General features: G+C 54.1%; 16 protein-coding genes. 5 read left to right on the top strand and 11 right to left on the bottom strand.

The genetic code is table 11. The annotated features are described in order from the left end of the window. Positions 1–14 precede the first annotated feature (14 nt). The 11 genes from R5L00_RS09255 to queG all read right to left on the bottom strand — a co-directional run bounded on the left by R5L00_RS09255 (position 15) and on the right by queG (position 13789). Positions 15–1211 carry a TIGR03088 family PEP-CTERM/XrtA system glycosyltransferase gene (locus tag R5L00_RS09255; RefSeq protein ID WP_317651133.1) on the bottom strand — a complete coding sequence of 399 codons (1197 nt, stop codon included), beginning with the start codon at positions 1209–1211 and terminating at the stop codon, positions 15–17. Next, on the bottom strand, positions 1195–2766 hold the full coding sequence (gene xrtA, locus R5L00_RS09250) for an exosortase A (protein WP_317651131.1): 1572 nt from the start codon (positions 2764–2766) through the stop codon (positions 1195–1197). Before xrtA ends, R5L00_RS09255 begins: the two co-directional genes overlap by 17 nt. Continuing rightward, positions 2763–4040 (bottom strand): TIGR03087 family PEP-CTERM/XrtA system glycosyltransferase, encoded by a 1278-nt coding sequence (locus R5L00_RS09245; RefSeq protein WP_107694071.1) that lies wholly within the window; start codon positions 4038–4040, stop codon positions 2763–2765. Before R5L00_RS09245 ends, xrtA begins: the two co-directional genes overlap by 4 nt. Before the next feature lie 4 nt (positions 4041–4044). After that, the gene (locus R5L00_RS09240) at positions 4045–5121 is read right to left on the bottom strand and encodes a FemAB family XrtA/PEP-CTERM system-associated protein (RefSeq protein ID WP_317651126.1); all 1077 of its coding nucleotides are present in this window, start codon (positions 5119–5121) and stop codon (positions 4045–4047) included. Between the two features lie 14 nt (positions 5122–5135). Next, positions 5136–5951: an XrtA system polysaccharide deacetylase gene (locus R5L00_RS09235; RefSeq protein ID WP_317654157.1), complete on the bottom strand. Its 816-nt coding sequence runs from the start codon at positions 5949–5951 to the stop codon at positions 5136–5138. A gap of 121 nt (positions 5952–6072) precedes the next feature. Continuing rightward, the gene (locus R5L00_RS09230) at positions 6073–7080 is read right to left on the bottom strand and encodes an XrtA/PEP-CTERM system-associated ATPase (RefSeq protein ID WP_317651125.1); all 1008 of its coding nucleotides are present in this window, start codon (positions 7078–7080) and stop codon (positions 6073–6075) included. Positions 7081–7086: 6 nt separating this feature from the next. Continuing rightward, positions 7087–8691 (bottom strand): TIGR03016 family PEP-CTERM system-associated outer membrane protein, encoded by a 1605-nt coding sequence (locus R5L00_RS09225; RefSeq protein WP_317651122.1) that lies wholly within the window; start codon positions 8689–8691, stop codon positions 7087–7089. Beyond that, the gene (locus tag R5L00_RS09220; RefSeq protein ID WP_317651120.1) at positions 8678–9595 is read right to left on the bottom strand and encodes an XrtA-associated tyrosine autokinase; all 918 of its coding nucleotides are present in this window, start codon (positions 9593–9595) and stop codon (positions 8678–8680) included. Before R5L00_RS09220 ends, R5L00_RS09225 begins: the two co-directional genes overlap by 14 nt. Positions 9596–9817: 222 nt before the next feature. Then, the gene (locus R5L00_RS09215; RefSeq protein ID WP_107694066.1) at positions 9818–11341 is read right to left on the bottom strand and encodes an XrtA system polysaccharide chain length determinant; all 1524 of its coding nucleotides are present in this window, start codon (positions 11339–11341) and stop codon (positions 9818–9820) included. Between the two features lie 291 nt (positions 11342–11632). Then, entirely contained in the window at positions 11633–12238 is a 606-nt protein-coding gene (locus R5L00_RS09210) for an XrtA/PEP-CTERM system exopolysaccharide export protein (protein WP_107694065.1), read from the bottom strand. Positions 12239–12688: 450 nt separating this feature from the next. Continuing rightward, complete coding sequence (gene queG, locus R5L00_RS09205; protein WP_317651119.1) at positions 12689–13789, bottom strand: tRNA epoxyqueuosine(34) reductase QueG; 1101 nt, start codon at positions 13787–13789, stop codon at positions 12689–12691. 53 nt (positions 13790–13842) lie between these two features. Here queG and tsaE point away from each other — a divergent pair, with 53 nt between their 5' ends. The 5 genes from tsaE (at position 13843) to R5L00_RS09180 (ending at position 18951) form a co-directional block, all read left to right on the top strand. Then, positions 13843–14316 carry a tRNA (adenosine(37)-N6)-threonylcarbamoyltransferase complex ATPase subunit type 1 TsaE gene (gene tsaE / locus R5L00_RS09200; RefSeq protein WP_317651114.1) on the top strand — a complete coding sequence of 158 codons (474 nt, stop codon included), beginning with the start codon at positions 13843–13845 and terminating at the stop codon, positions 14314–14316. A 109-nt stretch (positions 14317–14425) separates the two neighbouring features. Beyond that, the gene (locus tag R5L00_RS09195) at positions 14426–15679 is read left to right on the top strand and encodes an N-acetylmuramoyl-L-alanine amidase (protein WP_411555617.1); all 1254 of its coding nucleotides are present in this window, start codon (positions 14426–14428) and stop codon (positions 15677–15679) included. A gap of 49 nt (positions 15680–15728) precedes the next feature. Then, the gene (locus tag R5L00_RS09190; protein ID WP_317651110.1) at positions 15729–17009 is read left to right on the top strand and encodes an efflux RND transporter periplasmic adaptor subunit; all 1281 of its coding nucleotides are present in this window, start codon (positions 15729–15731) and stop codon (positions 17007–17009) included. 16 nt (positions 17010–17025) lie between these two features. Next, positions 17026–17724, top strand: coding sequence for an ABC transporter ATP-binding protein (locus R5L00_RS09185; RefSeq protein WP_317651108.1), 699 nt, complete (start codon positions 17026–17028; stop codon positions 17722–17724). A 69-nt stretch (positions 17725–17793) separates the two neighbouring features. Next, the gene (locus R5L00_RS09180) at positions 17794–18951 is read left to right on the top strand and encodes an ABC transporter permease (protein WP_107694060.1); all 1158 of its coding nucleotides are present in this window, start codon (positions 17794–17796) and stop codon (positions 18949–18951) included. Positions 18952–18981: the final 30 nt, after the last annotated feature.

Genomic DNA, 18981 nt, shown 5'->3' with positions numbered 1-18981 from the left:
TTTCGAATCTTCCGCTATACGCCCAGAGCCTTGTCGTAGACACGGATATAGCCTTGTGTCATCGCCTCGATGCTGAAGCTCGTCTCGATTTGTTGCCGCCCGGCTCGGCCGTGACTTGCGAGCATATCCAGGTTTCGGTAATACCGTAAAATCGCTCTCATCATCGCATCCGGCTCATCCGGAGGGACGAGTATCCCGGTGACGCCATCCGCGACCAGTTCCGAATTTCCGCCTACCGAGGTTGCCACTACGGGCAGCCCCGTGGACATCGCCTCAAGTATGGTATTGGAAATGCCTTCACCCAACGAGGGGAGCACAAACACGTCCATCGCGCGCATCAGTTGCGGTATGTCAGCGCGCTCACCAGGCAGCCAGGCAAGCGCCTCGACGCCCGCGCTACGCAACATCTCAAGGCACTCTGGCCGCGAGTTTCCGTCGCCTACGATTAGGAGGCGCAGTTGCACTTGGGCCGCCGGAACCTCTTTCAGTAGCAGCAGAAAGGCCTGAACCAGACTGGGAAAATTTTTCACGTCTGTCATCCTGCCCACACTGCCGATGACAAACGCGTTTCTCGCAAAAAATCCTGCCGGCACATCCGTTAAATGAGTGCCCTGATCCTGCGTTCGGTCGCGCGGGTGAAAACGCGTGCTATCAACGCCGTTATAGATCTGGTTGATTCGATTGGGCAGCGCGCCCACGGTGGTGGCGAGCCAGCCTTCCAAGTCCCTGCTGACGGCAATGAAATGACTTACGAACGGGCGGATCACTTTCCGCAATAAATTATATTTGCGGTTTTTCCCGTACAAATCAAACACGTCCCGGCCGTGCTCCCCGTGCACTCTTACCCGCGCGCCGGCAATCGCGGCAATGACCTGGCCCTCCATCGTGCCGAGGTTGCGAGTATGCACGATATCGGGTTTCAGACGCCTGAGGGTTTTGAAGAGATTAATGTAAACGGCAAGATCGTGCCCCTCGCGCTTGTGCAACGCGACGATCTCCACATTCTCCCTTGCGATTCGGCGACGGAAATCCGAATAACCTTTCAGACATATGATCGCGTGGCGATAACGGTCTGGTGGGATATGATTGATCAAGTTGACAAGTCCGTTTTCCAGCCCACCCACTCCCAAGTGATAAATGACATGTACGACCAGCGGCGCCTGGCCAATGTCCTTGGTCCCACCGGGCAGGGGGCTAGCGACTGGATGCATGCTCGAGAGCCCTGGTTATCGCCGGCAGCATCTCATTCATAAAATCCCGAAGAACCGGGACAGCTTCATCCGGTGTTTCTTCGTAAGGTGCGGCAACCAGGATTTCTGCTCCATCATCGCCCCTGCCCAGAAGTTTTCTCTTCGCGAGGATCATTTTGGCCAGATAGGGATTGGCAGTAACTTCGTCACCGAGCCAATACCACCTCCATACCAGCAACTTTGTTGAAGGCGAGTCCAGCCGATTCTGCTTCAAACCCATTTGAACGGAACGAAAGGATACGTCTTGAGTGTCTTCCCTGATATGGCGCCAATGTGACCCGGACTCGGGTACAAGCACATTTTGCGAGCTGATCAATTCAGCGCCCTGCTGCTGATTGCGGTAATAACTGATATAGAGGCCTACTGAATCTGCACCGTGCCGGTAGCTTTGCCTCAGTTCGGCAGTCGCTCCAACGTATACAGGCTTCCAATCGGAAACGTGATCCTGGCCGCTCCGCCACCTCTCAGAGATCTCCGCTATTTTTATTTCCCGGTCGAGATTCCCCTGGGAACTGTTATCCAGATAAACTGCAAATAAAGGCCAGATAAACGCGACGGTAAGGATTCCGCTTGCGGCGATAGCAGCGCTTTTGGGCGAACCCACGCTACTGTTGGCAATACGGCCTTGCCGCGAACCGGCAACAACATCTCTTTCGTCATCCTCACGCCAGAACGAGCCGATCCAGAACAACAACATCATCACAAAACCAAAGAAGATCCAGCCGTAAATGAGGTGATCGACCCCTACCGCCAAGGTCATGTCGCTCAAATGGCCGGTCATTACAATCAGATAGGCCCTGATGCCGTTGGCAATGATCGGCACGATTACCGACAGTGCAATGAAAGCCAGTCGGCGCGCAAGGCTTCGATAAGTCAAGTAGGCATAGAGGGTGCCCAGGGTAAAAGAAGCGATCAGATAGCGCAAGCCGCTACAGGCTTCAACCACAGACCAGTTCCCGCTCGGGATGGTAAAAAAACTTCCCTCCCGGTAAACCGGAATGCCCGTCAATTGCAATGCCTTTACGGTAAAGTCGGCGGTGAAATCTATCAGGGGAGCAATCAGCGCGTCGCCAAACGGTACGGCAAGCAAAAGATACGTCAGTGGAAAGGCGAGTGCCCGGACTATCGAGCTCCCCAGAATGGTCCATACCACCGCTGGAATCATGGTTATCAGAAAAAATTGCTCGAACACCAGAACACTGGCGAGAGTCGCGAGCAACCAGCTGAAACCCAAGGAGGCAAGCACCAGTAGACCGAGAAGATTGGGCTGAGGAGAGAAGGTGCCGAGATATTTGCGTTGCCCCCAGATCAGGTATGCGCTGAAGGGAAAGATCAGAAAACCATGAGCGAAAGTGTCGGACCGTTCCCATATCTCGACCATAGACCAGGTGGTCTTGTAATAGATACCCAGAAGCGCGGCCACCGCAAGGATGGTGAGCACTGCCGAGAATTTTACATTTTGCCGGCCCAGCGTTACCGAATGGTGGGGAAGCTCTCGCGGTGAGTGCGCGCTCATGCGACACCATCTCCGGCAGATCCGAAGTTATTCTGCATATAGCCCGGCAATTCCGCTGTTGTATGGGTGGCCGGTGGCTGGGATAAAAGCGCGGTGATTCGCTCCAGATTTTTCTCCCAATTATATGTTGCGAGAACTCGGGCCCTGGCGGCCTCTCCAATAGCATGTTTCAGCTGGGACTCGGCTCGCAGAAGGGCAATAACCCTGTCGGCAAACTCGCTCTCGTCATCAGCAACCAGCAACTCCTCGCCGGGAATAGCGGATATTCCCTTCGCGGCCTGGGGGGATGCGACAACGACTTTTTCCATAGCCATGGCCTCCAGCACTTTATTTTGAACGCCGCGAGCAATACGTAGCGGCGCTACAGCGAGTGCTGCGTAGGCCAGATAAGGCCGCACGTCCGGCACTGATCCGGTCACGGTCACTCCCGGGAGGCTATCCAGAGCCCACACTGCCGAGGTCGGGCGTGCGCCGACAATGTAAAACTCAACCTCAGGCACCGACGCCTGGATGAGTGGCAGGACACCGCGTGCAAACCACTCTACTGCGTTGGCGTTGGCCCAGTAATCCATGGCGCCGGTAAACACCAGAGGATTAATTCCGCCAGGATAGGGATTGGAATAATTGTTTGCGGGTGAAAAATAATCGGAATCTACGCCATTATTGAAATGAAATACCTTGCTTGCGGCTTCTGGCGCCAATTGCCTGAACAGACCGGCCTCTGCCTCTGAAACGAAAGTCGCGCAGTGGAAGTCTTGCGCTATTCGACTTTCGTAATCCAGCAGTAACTTGGACTCCCGAGCATATATCCAATTCATGGGCCATCTTGCCGTAGCCGCATATTGCTTCCACTTGTCCGAATCGATATCTACAAAGTCGATGACGCGGCGTGCCCGGTTCGCGTGAGTCACATACTGCGCCATAGCAGAGGAAAAAATCAGTATGTTCCTGATGGGGTGGCGTTCGAGCACACTGTTTACCCACTTCTGGAATCGGTTGTCAGCGTAATAAGGCACGGTAAGAGGCTGGCCGGAAATCAGGCCGTAAGCGCTGCGTAAACGAGCAACGGTAGGGCGAAGATTGACGAAGCAGGTCTCCTCGCACAGCGCCTTGACCGTATCGACGTATTCCAGGTCTTTCTCGTCATCAACAAAGGTGCCAAGATGGATGCGGTAGCTCTGGCTCAGGTGCTTGAGCAGGTGGTAGGACCTTATCTTGTCGCCCTTGTTGGGGGGATAAGGGAACCGATGAACGAGATAAAGGAGTTCTTCCATCGGCCTAGCCCAGATTTCTTACGATGTGAGGGCCGATAAGATTCGCCACAGGCAGCGGCAGCTTTTGCCAGGCGTTGATGAACATCCGGTACTTGGGATTGAGCGGGTTATGATCCGGCACTGCTCCGGCACGGTGCAACTGGTATTCATAGTGTAGTGGTTGCGGCTCAAATCCCCAGTTCCTCTTGAAATCGAAAGAGCCGGTGTTGCGCTTGCTGCGGCCGAAATCAAAGATCCTGTATCCTTGTTCGCAAGCGCGGCGCATCAACTCCCAGTACATGAAATCATTTCCCGCAACTTCACGCGCCTCGGGTGTGCCACCTCCGTAGTAAGGCAGAACTTCATCGCGAAAGTAAAAACTCATCACGCCGCTGACGGTACGCCCACCTGTGGTAATGATCATGAGTTCGCAATGCTGCCCGAAAGTCTCCTTTAGCAACCGGAAATACTTTTTGGAAAATACCGGCGTCCCAAGCCTGTGCACGCTCGCTGCATAGGCCGAAAAAAAACGTTCTATGTCCTCGTCCAAGACACTATCCAGCCCGGCCTTGATACCCTTTCGCACCATTGCGCGCTGCTTGCGCGGGATAGCCTGCATATTTTCTTCGGGTTCCGGCGCCATCTCTTTTCGGAACGTGACGTAGAGGTCCTTCGCGGGCCATTCGGAATGAAATGCCTTCAAATTCCGGTATTCCAGGTAGTCCACTTTCAGCCGTGAAGCAAGCGCTTGGGCCGCGCGGTCCAGTACTTCGCGCGCCGATTCCGAGATGGCGGCGATCCCGCCATACACGCAAAATGGAAGCGAGCTTAAGGAGTGGCCGAAAAGAACGCTTTTGATCTCAGCCAAAGGGAGTACACCTTGAATAACGCCCTCTGATTCTGCGTAGAGAAACCAGGTCTTATGCCCCATGGCGCGTTCGATGACCGTTTGCCAGCCAGCGCGGTGAAAGAACGTCGCTTCCGTACAGGCGGAGATAACGAACTCGTCCCATCTTTGCGCATGCTGCGGTTCGAGCAAATGTACAGATGGGACGCACGCCTGAAAGGAAAGGCTACCGTCGGCCTGGGGTATCTCATTCATGCAGCTCATGCGCTTTAATCCAGGAATATTCGATCGATGCGATCCCACTTGAAGTCGCGGGTCAGGGCCTTGATCCTTTCTTCCATACGATGCAGATTGTAATAGTGGCGGAAGCGCGTTTTGATGCTGATGGCCTTCTGTCGCGGCTGCTGATGATCTATTTCCCAAGGGTGGAAATAAAAGATGGCAGAGCGTTGCTCCAGCCGGTTCAGCCTCTGGAGAAACCACCTTGATACCGGATAGGGCCAAAGCCTGAAGTAACCGCCGCCGCCGGCCGGAATATTACGGCTGAACAGGCGCATCGTGGTTATCGGCAGTTCCAGTAACCCGCCGTTGCCATGCGGATAATAAGCAAAGCGAGGGGCATCCGGCATGCCGTAATGATCGTGCTGCACAGGGTAGATACTGGAACTGTAGCGGTAGCCGGACTCTTCGAGCACACCCAGCGCCCATTGGTTATGACGCCCTATGGAAAAACTGGGTGCCCGGTAACCGAGCACGGCCTGCCCGCCGATACCCTCAAGGAGGGCTTTGCTCCGGGTCACGTCATCCCGGAATTCATTGGGTGCCTGGTCAGACACTCGATGGTGGGCCCATCCATGGCTCGCGAGTTCATGGCCATTTGACACAATGCGCCTGACCATGGCCGGGTAGCGCTCGGCGATCCATCCTAATGTAAAGAACGTCGCTTTAGTATTTTCATTATCCAACAGTGCGAGAATGCGGTCGATGTTCGATTCGACCCGGCAGGCTATGGATGGCCATGCCTCCCTTGGAATGTAGGGAGCAAAAGCGGAGACCTGGAAATAATCCTCCACATCCACCGTCATTGCATTGCGTATCGGCGCCGGATTCATTGCATACTCTGCGTTTGGAAGAATAACGATCAGGTTGTCGCGGTAAGGCGGAGGGGGCTCGCGCGAGCTAAAGTCAATTGCCTCGAGATGCACATTAGCTCTTGTCCTTCGCGGAATGCTCGACGCTCGCCAGGGAAACTACCTGCTTAACCAGTTCCAGCGTGGAAACCACGGAATCTTCCAGGACGGCAAGGCGCTCATCCATGCTTTTCAGCTCGCGGAGCGACTCGTCCGCTCGCCGCTCGGATGAAATGAAATCAACGCTACCCATAGCTGCTGCAATCGGTGCCTCGAATTCCTGCTGAATATCACTGACTACTTCACTTACCTCAGCCTCGCCAAAGTGATGCAATTGCTCCAGACAACCCATCAGCAACAGGCGGTCACACACGGCATTGATCCTCCTGGGTATACCGTCGGCGTAGGCATAGATCGCCTCGAACGCTGCCTCATCGAACGAAGGGTCGCCTTCCCAGCCGGCAGTCGTCAGTCTGTGCTCGATGTAGGATCTGGTTTCAGGCAAATCCATCGGGCCAAGATGATAAGTCGCGGTGACACGTTGCCGTAGTTGCTCCATGTCACCGCTAAGCAGAGTTTTTCTGAATTCGGGCTGACCGAGCAGAAAGGTTTGCAACAGCGGCTTGTCCTCGGTTTGAAAATTGGAAAGCATGCGCAATTCCTCCACGGTGCGAGGAGAAAGATTCTGCGCCTCATCCACTACCAGAAGGGCGCGTTTTCCTTCCTGATCGCACTCGCGAAAAAACTGCTCAAGCCCTATCAGGAGCGAGGCCTTTCCCCGGTTTTCATGAGGCAACCCAAATGCTGCAGCTACCAATCGTAGCGTGTCATCCGAGTCGAGGTGGGTATTTACGATTTGCGCGGCAAGAATCTCATCGGACTCAAGCTTACGGAAAAGATTGCGCACCAATGTAGTTTTACCCGCCCCGACGTCGCCGGTAATCACGATAAATCCTTCCCCCTGAGACAGCCCATATTCGAGATAAGCCATGGCGCGGTTGTGCCCCTTGCTGCCGAAGAAAAAATTCGGGTCAGGTTTCAGTTGAAATGGCTTGACTCTGAAGCCGTAAAAGGAACGGTACATATTTCCCTAAAAGCTCATATTAAGGGATGCTGTTACCGCATTTTCTCGGTAGTCTCCCCCTGGTTGGTTGGATGCCCGGCGATTGTGCCTCGCTTCAAGTATGGCAAAAAGATTAGGCCTCTCTTGCAACTGTCTAACGACGCTAAAGCTTGCTAACATGAGGTCGTCGTCTCTATTAGCCCCAAGAAAACTGAATCTCGTATACGCCAAGTTAAAATTAGCCCGGTTACGCTGAGAAAGCCGGTAGCTCCATAGCACATTGCCACCGGTCTGCCGCGTATGGTTAAGGAGGGACAGATCTGCCACGCCGGGCAGCACCTCATCTGCTATTGCCGCAGAAAGCGCTTGTCGAGTCATATTGAAACCTCTCACGACAAATGTATTCCTGAGACCGTTCAGCGCGAAGGAAGCCTGAAAGCGTTTCTGCAAAAAGAGTCTGTTCGTCAGAAAGTTTGTTGGGTCAAAAAACGAGCCGGACAGGCCCATGCCAAGGAGCCCGCCACTACCTTGCTGGATGAGCCCTGGATTGAGGCCGGGATTTTGCGCTGTGATAAGTTGATTGAAGCCTCCTGCAAAGCCGGCACTCCCAAAGCCGGTTTGAGCCCCTTGCTGGGCCTGCTGGTTGAACGTCGTGATATTTTCATCATAGCTGGCATCCCACACCGTCAAGCGGGTACGGTAGCTTGCCACCGCGTTGTAGGTGTCACCAAAAAATCTTTGACCTCCAGTTAACGCAATATTTGTCCTTTCGTTAGGCTGCCACATAAAACCTACGCTCCAGGTCGGGCTGGAATTCTTTCCACGAATTGAAAGAAAAGTGTTTCGTTCGTAGCCGCCGGTTGCTGTCAATGAGAATTGAGGCGTAACCGCATACCGCAGATTGGCAAAAGACCGTTCCAGCTCAGCCTCGCGACCAGACCGGGTAAATTCAATCGTCTGGTTGCTGTAATTCAGACCCCAGGCGAGAATTCTAAAAGCGTCTCCACTATTTATGTTAGCCGTATAAGCGTTCGCACTGCTGTTGACAAAGGAAGTATTTGAAGTTACCTCGTTATGCAGGAACCGTACCTCGCCCGTGGCAAGATTCCCAAAACGGTGACGAAGATAGGGACTGACGCTGAGAGTTCTTACATCGGCTCTGTTGCCGGTAGCATTTACGTTACTGATTGCCTGGGGTCCAAGCAATGAAATATTTTGCTGGATGATCGAAGCTCTGCCATCAACAAAGAAGAGATCCTTGATCAACTCCCCGGTCCCAGCCGCGTTCAACTGGTGCCGCATGCGCGTCAGGTTACCATTCTCGGCGTAGATCAGGTTGTTCATAGTGTAATCAAGGTCGACGTTAAAGCGGCGCGCCTGCCCTCTGATGAATACTCCCGGATTGATCTGGGTAACGAAATCCTCCCCTCCCTTTCCCGTCGTTCCGAACCCTCCTCCTCCGAACCCTCCTCCCAACCTTACATTGTCGGTATAGGTTTCGCTCAAACTCATACGTGGGAGCACTCTCCAGTCTGCCGCCCCGGCGAAAGGGGCGAACAATAGCATCGCCACAGCGCCAAATGCGGCTGCGCACGAGCCACTTCGGCAACGCTCATCCTCAAGCGCTTTCATGATAATAGCTGCCGTAATATTCCCCGCCAGAAAACGATCTGGCCTTGTTATAAATCAGATTTACCACGTCGCACGATTCTATCTGCCGGAGCGTTTCTTTCACCACCTGTTGTGATGTTGTTTCAGCCTCCACCACCAGAACGATCTGGCCCATCAGGCTGGCAAGGACGCGCGCCTCGCTTGTGAGCAGGAGCGGCGGGGAATCGAAAATAACGACGCGATCCGAATAACGTTGCGCAAGTTCCTTCAGCAACTCGCCCATGCTCTGGCTCGCCAGGAGCTCGGTCGAATGCGAGTGGCGCCTTCCCGCTGTCAGCAGAGTCAGCTTCTCGATATCGGTCTTGATCAGAACATCAGCCAGATCGAGGTGATCGTCAAGAAGAATATCCATGAGGCCCCTTTCCGTGCCAAGCCCCAGAATTTTAGGCACTGTGGGACGGGCGACATCGGCATCCACAAGCAATACCGTCCGATCCATCTCCATGGCAATGCTCATCGCGAGATTGACAGTGCAAAAACTTTTCCCTTCTCCGGCAAGCGCGCTCGTGACCATGATCAAATTGCCGTTTTTGATCATGCCGGGTCCCTTGTTGAAGGCATTGGTCAGTAAGGGGCGCTTGATCACCCGGAATTGCTCGGCTATCTGGGTTCTCCCCTGGTCCGGTGTGACAATTCCATAATCCCGCATTTTTGCCTGATTTAGCGTGATTCGCCTGGAAACAGGGGCGGGAGCAGATGCCGGCGCTTGGTCTTGCGAATGATCCGCAACGTCCTGATTCTCAGTAGTATTATCGTGCGCGCTGGATGCAGGAGGCGGATCGGCGCGCACATCGAGAGCAGCCGGTTTGACTCTTTGTTTTCCTTCTGCTTCGAGCTTGCCTGCGGCTTTTTCAATAATACTCACGCTTTCTCCAATATAACTGACTACGTCGCCCTATGCTGACCTATGTGGCGAGACTTCCTTCAAATCCGGAAAACTGTTCCCCCGTTTTGCCCCGATCCACAGGCAAAACCGTCAGCGGGACGCCCTCGAAACTCGGACTGGTGTGTGAGGAACCGCGAAAATCTGAGGGCGAATCCAAGAGTCGTTAGTGCAAAAGGGCCTCGATCGCAAAAGAACCCCTGTTTAAACGACCCTTACCATCAACACCCCATACAAACCGAGTAACGATAGCAAAGAGAGGCCAAAAGCGTACAGCCGCTTTCTGCGTTTGCTTTTCTCCTGACTCGTCCAAATCATGGGGATCGAACCGAGTATCGGTCTTCCCGTTATCTCGCGCAAACTCATCTGACTATGGAAAGTAGGCCGTATCTGGCTAGCGATGAATGCTATCCCAATCCCCACTACCAGCGATCCAAGGAAAACCAGCGAAAAAAGTTTGCTGCGATCTGGGCCTGCCGGCAGATCCGGCACGGTAGGCGGGTCGATGATCCTGAATGACATTAAATCGGTAGCGGAACCTAGCTCCCCCGAAATCTTGGCGGATTCGCGTCGTTCAAGAAGCTTCTCGTAATTTGCCTTGTTAACCTGATAATCACGATTCAGCTGCGCGAGCTCTGCCTCGACCTGGGGCACCGCATTGCTTAGCGATTTCAAGCGCTCGTAGCGGGAAGTATATTCTTCTACACGAGCCCTCATCGAAGCCACGTCGGCTTCAGCTTCCGCGAGCGCGACATTGAGCTGCTGCAGCATGGGGCTGTAATTCTTTCCAGGGTCACTGCTGGGTCTTACCAGTTTGGCTTCTTCTTTCTTACGCTCCTCAAGCTGCGCGACCAGGCGCTTGGCGGCCATGATATCGGGATGCAGTTCGGTAAAATTCATCCTGAGTGCATCGAGGTTTCGGTTCAACGCATCGATACGGGAGTCGAGCTCCACGTTCACTATGGATGAGGCCGAGTCGTTCTGGTCTACCAGGAGAACGGGGTCATCGCCCGCGATTTGCCTTCTTATCGCATCGCGGGCCTGCTCCGCCTCCCGTAAATCCAGCCTGGTTTTATTGAGATCTTCGGTAGCCTTGCCCAACTGCGCGTAATAATCATTGCCCTGCTGGGGCAGCATACCGATGTACTTCTGCTTGAAGGCCTTCAGGTTATTCTCGCCGACGACCAGTTTTTCTTCGTAACTCTGTATCTGCTCATCAATAAAGCGAATGGCTGAAGAAGAATCCTGCTTGTCACCGAGCCCGCCCTCGACAAAAATGGTCAGCAGAGATTGAACGACGTCTTTGGCCAGCTTCGGGTTTCGGTTGTTGTAATGAATGGTAAAGAGATTATCGCGGCCAGTCGTGCCCAGCTTGATTTTCTCCATCAGCTCCTTGACGAGCTTTTCCTGATCCTTTACATCCTTGGCCTTGATATCCAGATCGACCATGCGGACCACCCTCTCTACATTGGGCCGGCTGATCAAGGTACGGCTCATAATGGAAACCTGCTGTTGCAGGTCCGGAGAAATTGTCATCCCGGCCATTAATGGCTTCAGGACATTTTGTGTATCCACGTAAATCCGCGCCGAGGCCTGGTAATCGTCCGGTAATTTATAGACTACAATCCATCCCCCAATCGCTACAATCCATGCGGTGGCCACTGCAATCCAGCGGTATTTCCATACCCCCTTTAAATACACCAACAGCTGGGATGTAAGTTCCTCCATGTTTCAAATGATCCTTAGAGAGCTGCCACCCGCCCGGGGCGGTAAGATAATTGAAAACCTACTCATGTAATCACTTGGTAGCGAAAAATGGGAAAACCATATAGACACACCTCAATGGTCAGCTTGTGTACCAATGATCCCGTTGGCCTTGGCAAACTGACGACAATAAATCATCTTCTTCATAATCAGTTCTCCCCGTCTAATCCGATAATGGTGTAATAAGCGGGAATCGCAACAGAGGAAATGTCTATCGCTCCCGCTTTAAAACGGGGACCAGCTATTGCAACAAAATCAGAAAAAGCTCTCCGGTATGACGAGCACGTCACCCTGGCGCATGGGCACATTAGCCGTGATGTCTCCATCCCTGATCAGGTCATCCAACCGAACGCTGAACTGCTGCTGTTTCCCATCCACATTACGAATAATTCGCGCCTTGTTGCCTGCGGCGAAATCAGTCATACCGCCGACCTCGATCAAGACATCCATCAGGCTCATCTCTTCGCGGTATGGAAGTGCTTGGGGTTTTGAAGCCTCGCCTATAACACGGATCTGTTCGCTGTAAGGCCCGACGAAGTCTGTCACGACTACTGTTACGACGGGTTGCTGAATATATTTAGATAGCGCTTGTTCGATGTCGCGGGCCAATTGAGTCGATGTTTTCCCGCTAGCTGGAAGATCCTCCACCAGCGGAGTCGTGATTTTTCCATCCGGCCGCACGGGCACCGCCATGGAGACCTCAGGATTTCGCCACACAATGACATCCACCATATCCCCCGGGCCGATGAGGTAATCGTGTCCCACATAAGGCGTGCTATCGGCGGTGAGGGGCGGGTAAGTCTTGCAGCCGCCAAGAGAAAGGATGGGAAATACGACAGCAAAACAAGCCAGCCATTTCATAACACCGATATGCAGAGCGTTCACGGAATTCCTCTATGCGATTGTGGGAGATGCGGTGGGGGTTTGCGGGGACAGTTTGATTTTAATTAAAAAATAAAGATGCTATAACTCGTAATCCCTGTCAAGACTGTATTAACTCATGCGCAACGAACCACCAGGGCGTTGCGAAATGGCATCCATATGTTTTTGTTTCAATAATAACATTTACGCCGACCGAATGGTTTGGTCACGTGCTCCGGTTGTAGTCCCTTCGCTCTTCTCATCAAAGAAAAACATCCATCTGTACAGGCGTGTTGTCGTGTCTGATTTTCCAAACTGGATGGGTCCGCATCGTATCAACTCCAGTACCAACGGAAAATTGGACTTTAGTACACTCTCTTCCATCGGTCTATAGACCGTTATGGTGAAGTGTATCCCGTCGCTTCGCTTGGCCGTCTCATGAAATGCTGGTTAAACGCGGCTGTCTTCATGGCTTTGCAGCGCCCACCGCACATGTTCGCGCACAAGGGGGGAAGGATCGTCGCGCCGAGCCTGCAAGGCGTTTAGCACAGCCGGGGATGAGGGCGCGTTGCCCAAACCGACGGCGAGGTTGCGTAACCACTGTTCGTGTCCGAAGCGCCGGATCGGGCTCCCAGCTAACTTGGCATCGAACTCCTCGCTGTTCCAAGCAAATAATTCAACCAGGGAAACGTCGTCAAGTCCGTTGCGCACCGCGAAATCGGCCTCCCCGGTGTGTGCCGCGAATTTGTTCCAGGGACAAATAAGCTGGCAGTCATCGCAACCATATACCCGGTTGCCGATCAATGGTCGCAGCATTTCGGGAATGCTGCCTTTATGTTCGATGGTTAAGTAGGAGATGCACCGCCTCGCGTCGAGCCGGTAGGGGCCAACGATTGCTTGCGTAGGACAGACGTCAATGCATCTGGTACAACTTCCGCAATAGTTAGCCACGGAATTATCCAGCGCCAGAGGCAAATCAGTATAAATTTCGCCGATAAAGAACATCGACCCCGCGTCACGGGAAAGCAGCAGCGTATGCTTCCCGCGCCAGCCGACCCCGGATTTTTGCGCCCATTCCACTTCCATCACCGGGGCGCTATCTGTGAAAACACGATAATTGAAGGGTGCCGCTACGGTCGCGATTTTGTCGGCAAGCTTCTGCAAGCGTGCGCGCAACACCTTGTGATAGTCGCGTCCAAGCGCGTAACGGGAGATAAATGCCCTATCGCCATCCTCTATCACAACCCACGAATCTTTCGCCTCAGGCATATAATTCATGCGTACCGATATCACGCGCAACGTGCCGGGAACGAGCTCGGCCGGCCGGGTGCGCCGGGTGCCGTGTTTCCCCATATAATCCATCTCGCCGTGATACCCTTCCGCCAACCATTGTTGCAGCCCCGTTTCGGATTGGGACATATCGGATGTAGCGTCCGCGATGCCGATTTCCTGAAAGCCCAGCTCCTTGCCCCAGGCTTTAACTGCTCCGGTAAGCTGCGCGGGGTCGCGCACGGACTCAGGGACAACATCATGTGGCAAATTTTTGGTCATCGTGTTTCCCATAATTCACATCATACCGACTCTACCCTCATACATCACTCCGGATGCAGCACGTTACCCTTACTCTTGCCGACGAAACCGCAACGCTCCTGCTTGGTGCAGAAATCGCAGGTATATTGCACCCGGGCCTCGTTATTTTCCTTCGTGGCGACCTCGGCGCGGGAAAAACAACCTTCGCAAGGGGAATCTTGCGGGGGTTGGGCTATCAGGGAAAAGTAAAAAGTCCCACCTATAATTTAATTGAACTTTACAAAATTTCTAGGTTATACTTGTATCACTTTGATTTTTATCGGTTCGAGGACCCGGCAGAATGGGAAGATGCCGGTTTCCGCGAATACTTTAATGCGGACTCAATCTGTCTGGTGGAGTGGCCTCAAAACGCGGAAGAATTACTGCCCCCAGCGGATATGACGTTTCTCTTCCAATTGTCCGATACGGGCCGCAACCTCGAAATTAGTGCAGACACGCAGGCGGGTAGGCTGTGCTTAAAACACTGGCAAACGCTAAGAGAGTCCTGACTCAGCGCTTGGGCGCGCAGGCATCCGGGGGCAACTTCGGGGGCGACGTATGCGCGAAATAACAGACCACGGCGGCTCCTACCGTTCACGCGCGCTCATTTTGTTGTCAATGGCAGCGCTCGTGCTTCTGTCGCTCGCTAATTCCGCTTTTGCCGGCACCCCGATCAGTTCTGCCCGCGTCTGGCCGGCGCCGGAATACACGCGCCTCACGTTGGAATCCGCCTCGCCTATACAATATTCCGTTAGTACGGTGAAAAATCCGGATCGCGTGGTCATCGATCTCGAGCGCGTCGCGCTCACAACGGAGCTTGAAAAACTTCCCGCCAAGATCAATGCTGCCGACCCTTACATCCAGGCCGTGCGCATCGGCCGTTACAAGCCCGAGGTCTTGCGGCTGGTCCTCGACCTGAAAACCACGGCCATGCCCCAGGCATTTGTGCTCAAACCCGTGGGGGACTACGGCCACCGGCTTGTGCTGGATATTTATCCTGTCGTGCCGCCTGATCCGCTGATGGCGCTCCTGAACCAAAATGCCACTGCACTGGTAAGGGATGAGCTCAAAGCTGATACCGCCCCCAGCGCCAACCCGGCGCTCAAGCCTGCCCGAGGCACGGAAAGCCCTCGCAAGAGCAAACCTGAAATGATGAGGCTTATCACGGTCGCCATCGATCCCGGGCACGGTGGCGAAGATCCGGGCGCCATCAGCCGCAGTGGCACACATGAGAAAAACATCACGCTGGCGATCGCGCGAAAACTGAAGGCCAAAATAGATAAGGAGCCCAATATGCGGGCAGCGCTGACACGGGATGGAGATTACTTTATATCCCTGCCGATGCGACTCGTTAAGGCTCGACAGTTAAATGCCGACCTGTTCGTGTCCGTGCATGCCGACGCCTTTATCAAGCCGCATGCGCGAGGCTCCTCGGTTTATGCGCTCTCCGAACGGGGCGCGACATCCGCCGCCGCCCGCTGGCTGGCAAAAAAGGAAAACGAGGCCGACCTGATCGGCGGGGTCAATCTGGATATAAAGGATCCCTATCTCAAGCAAACCTTACTGGACTTGTCGCAGACCGCCACCATCAATGACAGTCTTAAACTCGGAAAGGAAGTGCTCCTTGAAATTGGTGATATCAACCACCTGCATAAGAATGACGTGGAGCAGGCAGGATTTGCCGTGCTCAAGTCTCCGGATATTCCTTCCATTCTGGTAGAGACTGCGTTCATCAGCAACCCGGATGAAGAAAAGAAATTGAAAGATACCGCCTACCAGGACAAGCTGGCCGAGGCCATACTCGCCGGCATCAAACGCTACTTTGCCAGCAATCCTCCGGCGGCGCGTTCGAAGATGGTGTCGCTGGAATAATTGTTTCGTTGAGCCACGGCGAGCAATTTGCGCGCGTCTTCCTGAAGGGTTGATAGCCGTAGCACGGCTTCTACGCCATAATCGCGGCGATGAGTTACGTTATATTCCCGCCGTGGTTACAGAAGATCTCTCCAAATTAAGAATTGACCGGGCCGGCACTGCCGATATCAGCCGACGCAAGCGATCCCCGCGTCTTCTGGCTGGGTTGGCGATCACTGGCGCCATGGTGCTGCTCGCGTTTTTCTACTTCCGCAGCAGCGGGGCAGTCGAAGTGGAGTCCGCCACTGTTGCCACTGCCTTCCCGTCGCAATCGTTCACATTACTCAATGCCACGGGATACGTGGTCGCGCAGCGTAAGGCAGCAGTGGCGTCCAAGGCGACAGGACGAGTCGAGTGGCTCGGCGTCACAGAAGGCAGCCGTGTGAAGAAAGGCGAGATTATCGCTCGACTGGAAAACGCGGATGTCAGCGCGACGATGGAGCAGGCAGCGGCGAATATAGCCGTAGCCCAGGCAAACCTGCAACAGGCACAGGCAGAGCTGGTCGATGCGCAGGCAGTGTTCGACCGCAACGGTGAACTACTCGCAAAAGGGTTCATTTCGCAGTCCGCATTCGATATGGGTACCGCCAGGTTCCATAAGGCGCAAGCAGCCATCCGCGGTTACCAGGCTTCCATCAGCGTAGCCGAAGCAAACTATCGCTCAGCGCAGATCGCAGTGGAACAAACGCTGATCCGAGCGCCATTCGAAGGGGTTGTGCTCACCAAGAGCGCGAACATAGGGGATGTGATCACCCCCTTTTCTTCCGCCCTAGACGCCAAGGGGGCAGTGGTAACCATGGCTGATATGGATACGCTTGAAGTGGAAGCCGACGTCTCGGAATCGAATCTCTCCAAGGTAAAGCTTGAGCAACCCTGTGAAATACAGTTGGATGCACTCCCCGATCTGCGCCTGCGCGGTCTCGTGCAACGCATTGTTCCGACCGTGGACCGGGCAAAAGCCACGGTCCTGGTAAAAATAAAGTTCATCGATCACGACCCCAAGGTCCTTCCGGAAATGAGCGCAAAAATTGCCTTTCTCGAAAAGGAAATGCCGGCTGAGCAACGCGCTTCACGCACTGTGGTACACCCCGATGCGGTTGTCCAGCGAAACGGAAGGAGTGTGGTCTTTATTATGAAGGAAGGAAAAGCGCTGGAAACCGCCATAGAAACCGGTGAGAAAATCGGAGATATGGTGGAGGTTCGGCAAGGCCCGAACGCCGGCGATAAGGTCGTACGGCGGCCCCCGGGTAATCTCGACAACGGAGATAACGTCAGGACCGCAGCTAAATAAAGGTGTTCGGCCGAAAATGAACGCTCTTCCCCCATCCCTCGTCGAGATCAGGCACCTTACCAAATCCTACCGCCGGGGCGGGCAAGTGGTGCCTGTACTGACCAACATTTCTTTTAACATCAGGGCTGGTGAATTTATAGCCTTGATGGGACCCTCGGGATCCGGCAAAAGCACGCTGCTCAACCTGATCGCCGGCATCGACAAGCCCGATAGCGGCTCCCTGAGGGTGAACGGAATCGATATTGCGGCGCTTTCAGAGGGCGAACTGGCCGACTGGCGAGCCGGGAATATCGGCTTCATTTTCCAGTTTTACAATCTGATGCCGGTGCTGACAGCATTTGAGAATGTCGAGCTGCCGCTATTGCTAACCCGACTTACCCGCGTTCAACGACGGGAGCGCGTCGAATTGGCATTGTCGATGGTGGGACTGACAGACCGTATGGAGCATTATCCATCGGAGCTTTCCGGTGGGCAGCAGCAGCGGGTCGCCATCGCGCGCGCCTTCATCACGGATCCGGTTTTGCTGGTCGCGGATGAGCCTACTGGCGACCTCGACCGCGCATCCGCGGATGATATTCTCGCCATGCTGGCGCGACTGAACAGTGAACTGGGTAAAACTATCATTATGGTTACGCACGACCCGCACGCAGCAAAATCAGCCCATCTTATTCGACATCTGGACAAGGGCGAGCTGGACGCGACACTTGAACATTAAGGAACACCCTCGTATCTTTTTTCTTGAGCCATTCCCTGCAAAGACGCGCTGTGCCAATGTCTTCCGGAAATGCACTTTCTAAAGCTTATCTTACGGAACACGTTGCGGCACAAGCTGCGCACCGGCTTGACCGTCCTGGGCCTGGTGGTGGCGATACTCGCTTTTGGCCTGTTGCAAACTGTAGTCGATGCCTGGTACGCAGGCGCGGAAGGCGCTTCATCCACGAGGCTGGTGACGCGAAACTCCATTTCCCTGGTGTTTCCGCTGCCGATCAACTACCAGGAGCGGATCCGCAGCGTATCGGGGGTGACAGGCATCAGCCATGCAAGCTGGTTTGGCGGCGTCTACGTAACCGAGAAAAACTTTTTCCCGCAGTTTGCCGTAGATGCAAGAACGTATTTCGACCTTTATCCGGAATATCTTACTCTTCCGGGGGACATGAAGGCATTCCGCGCAGACCGTAAAGGCTGCGTGATCGGACGCAAGATCGCCGATACCTATGGCTTCAAATTAGGCGACACTATTCCTCTGCGCGGGACCATCTATCCAGGCGCATGGAGCTTTACCGTGCGCGCAATTTATGACGGGGCCGAGGCGGGAACCGATACTTCACAGCTGTTCTTCCATTGGGATTATCTCAACGAAACGATGAAAAAGGCAGCGGCTCGCCGGACCGACTGGGTGGGGGTATATGTAATCCAGATTGCCGACCCCGACCGAGCGGCGGAGATATCGACCGAGGTAGATGCGATGTTCAGAAACTCGCTTGCAGAAACCCTTACCGAGACGGAAAAAGCATTTCAGCTGGGCTTTGTAGCGATGACTGAAGCGATCGTGGTCGCAATCCGCATCGTTTCGTTCGTGGTGATATTTATTATCCTGGCGGTAATGGCGAATACGATGGCGATGACCGCACGCGAACGTATCAGTGAGTATGCCACGCTTAAGGCACTGGGATTTGGCCCGCGTTTTCTTATAGGGCTGATCTACGGCGAATCGATGGTCATTTCCCTCGCCGGAGCAGTAATAGGAATTGCGCTTACTTTCCCTGTGGCCGACCAGTTCAGCAAGCAGATGGGCACGCTGTTTCCAGTATTCGGAGTATCCCTTGACACGGTTTACATGCAGATCGTCGCCGCGACTGCGGTCGGTCTGGCCGCCGCGGCACTGCCCGCAGCCCGGGTGGCCCGCGTATCCATTGTAGAAGGCCTGCGTAGCATTGGCTAAACTGAATCATGATGTCAATCCCCCTGTCAT

It is taken from the genome of Nitrosospira sp. Is2 (assembly GCF_033095785.1).
Classification (GTDB): domain Bacteria; phylum Pseudomonadota; class Gammaproteobacteria; order Burkholderiales; family Nitrosomonadaceae; genus Nitrosospira.
The sequence above is the reverse complement of the archived record's forward strand: the minus strand, read 5'-3'. Positions and strand labels throughout refer to the sequence as shown.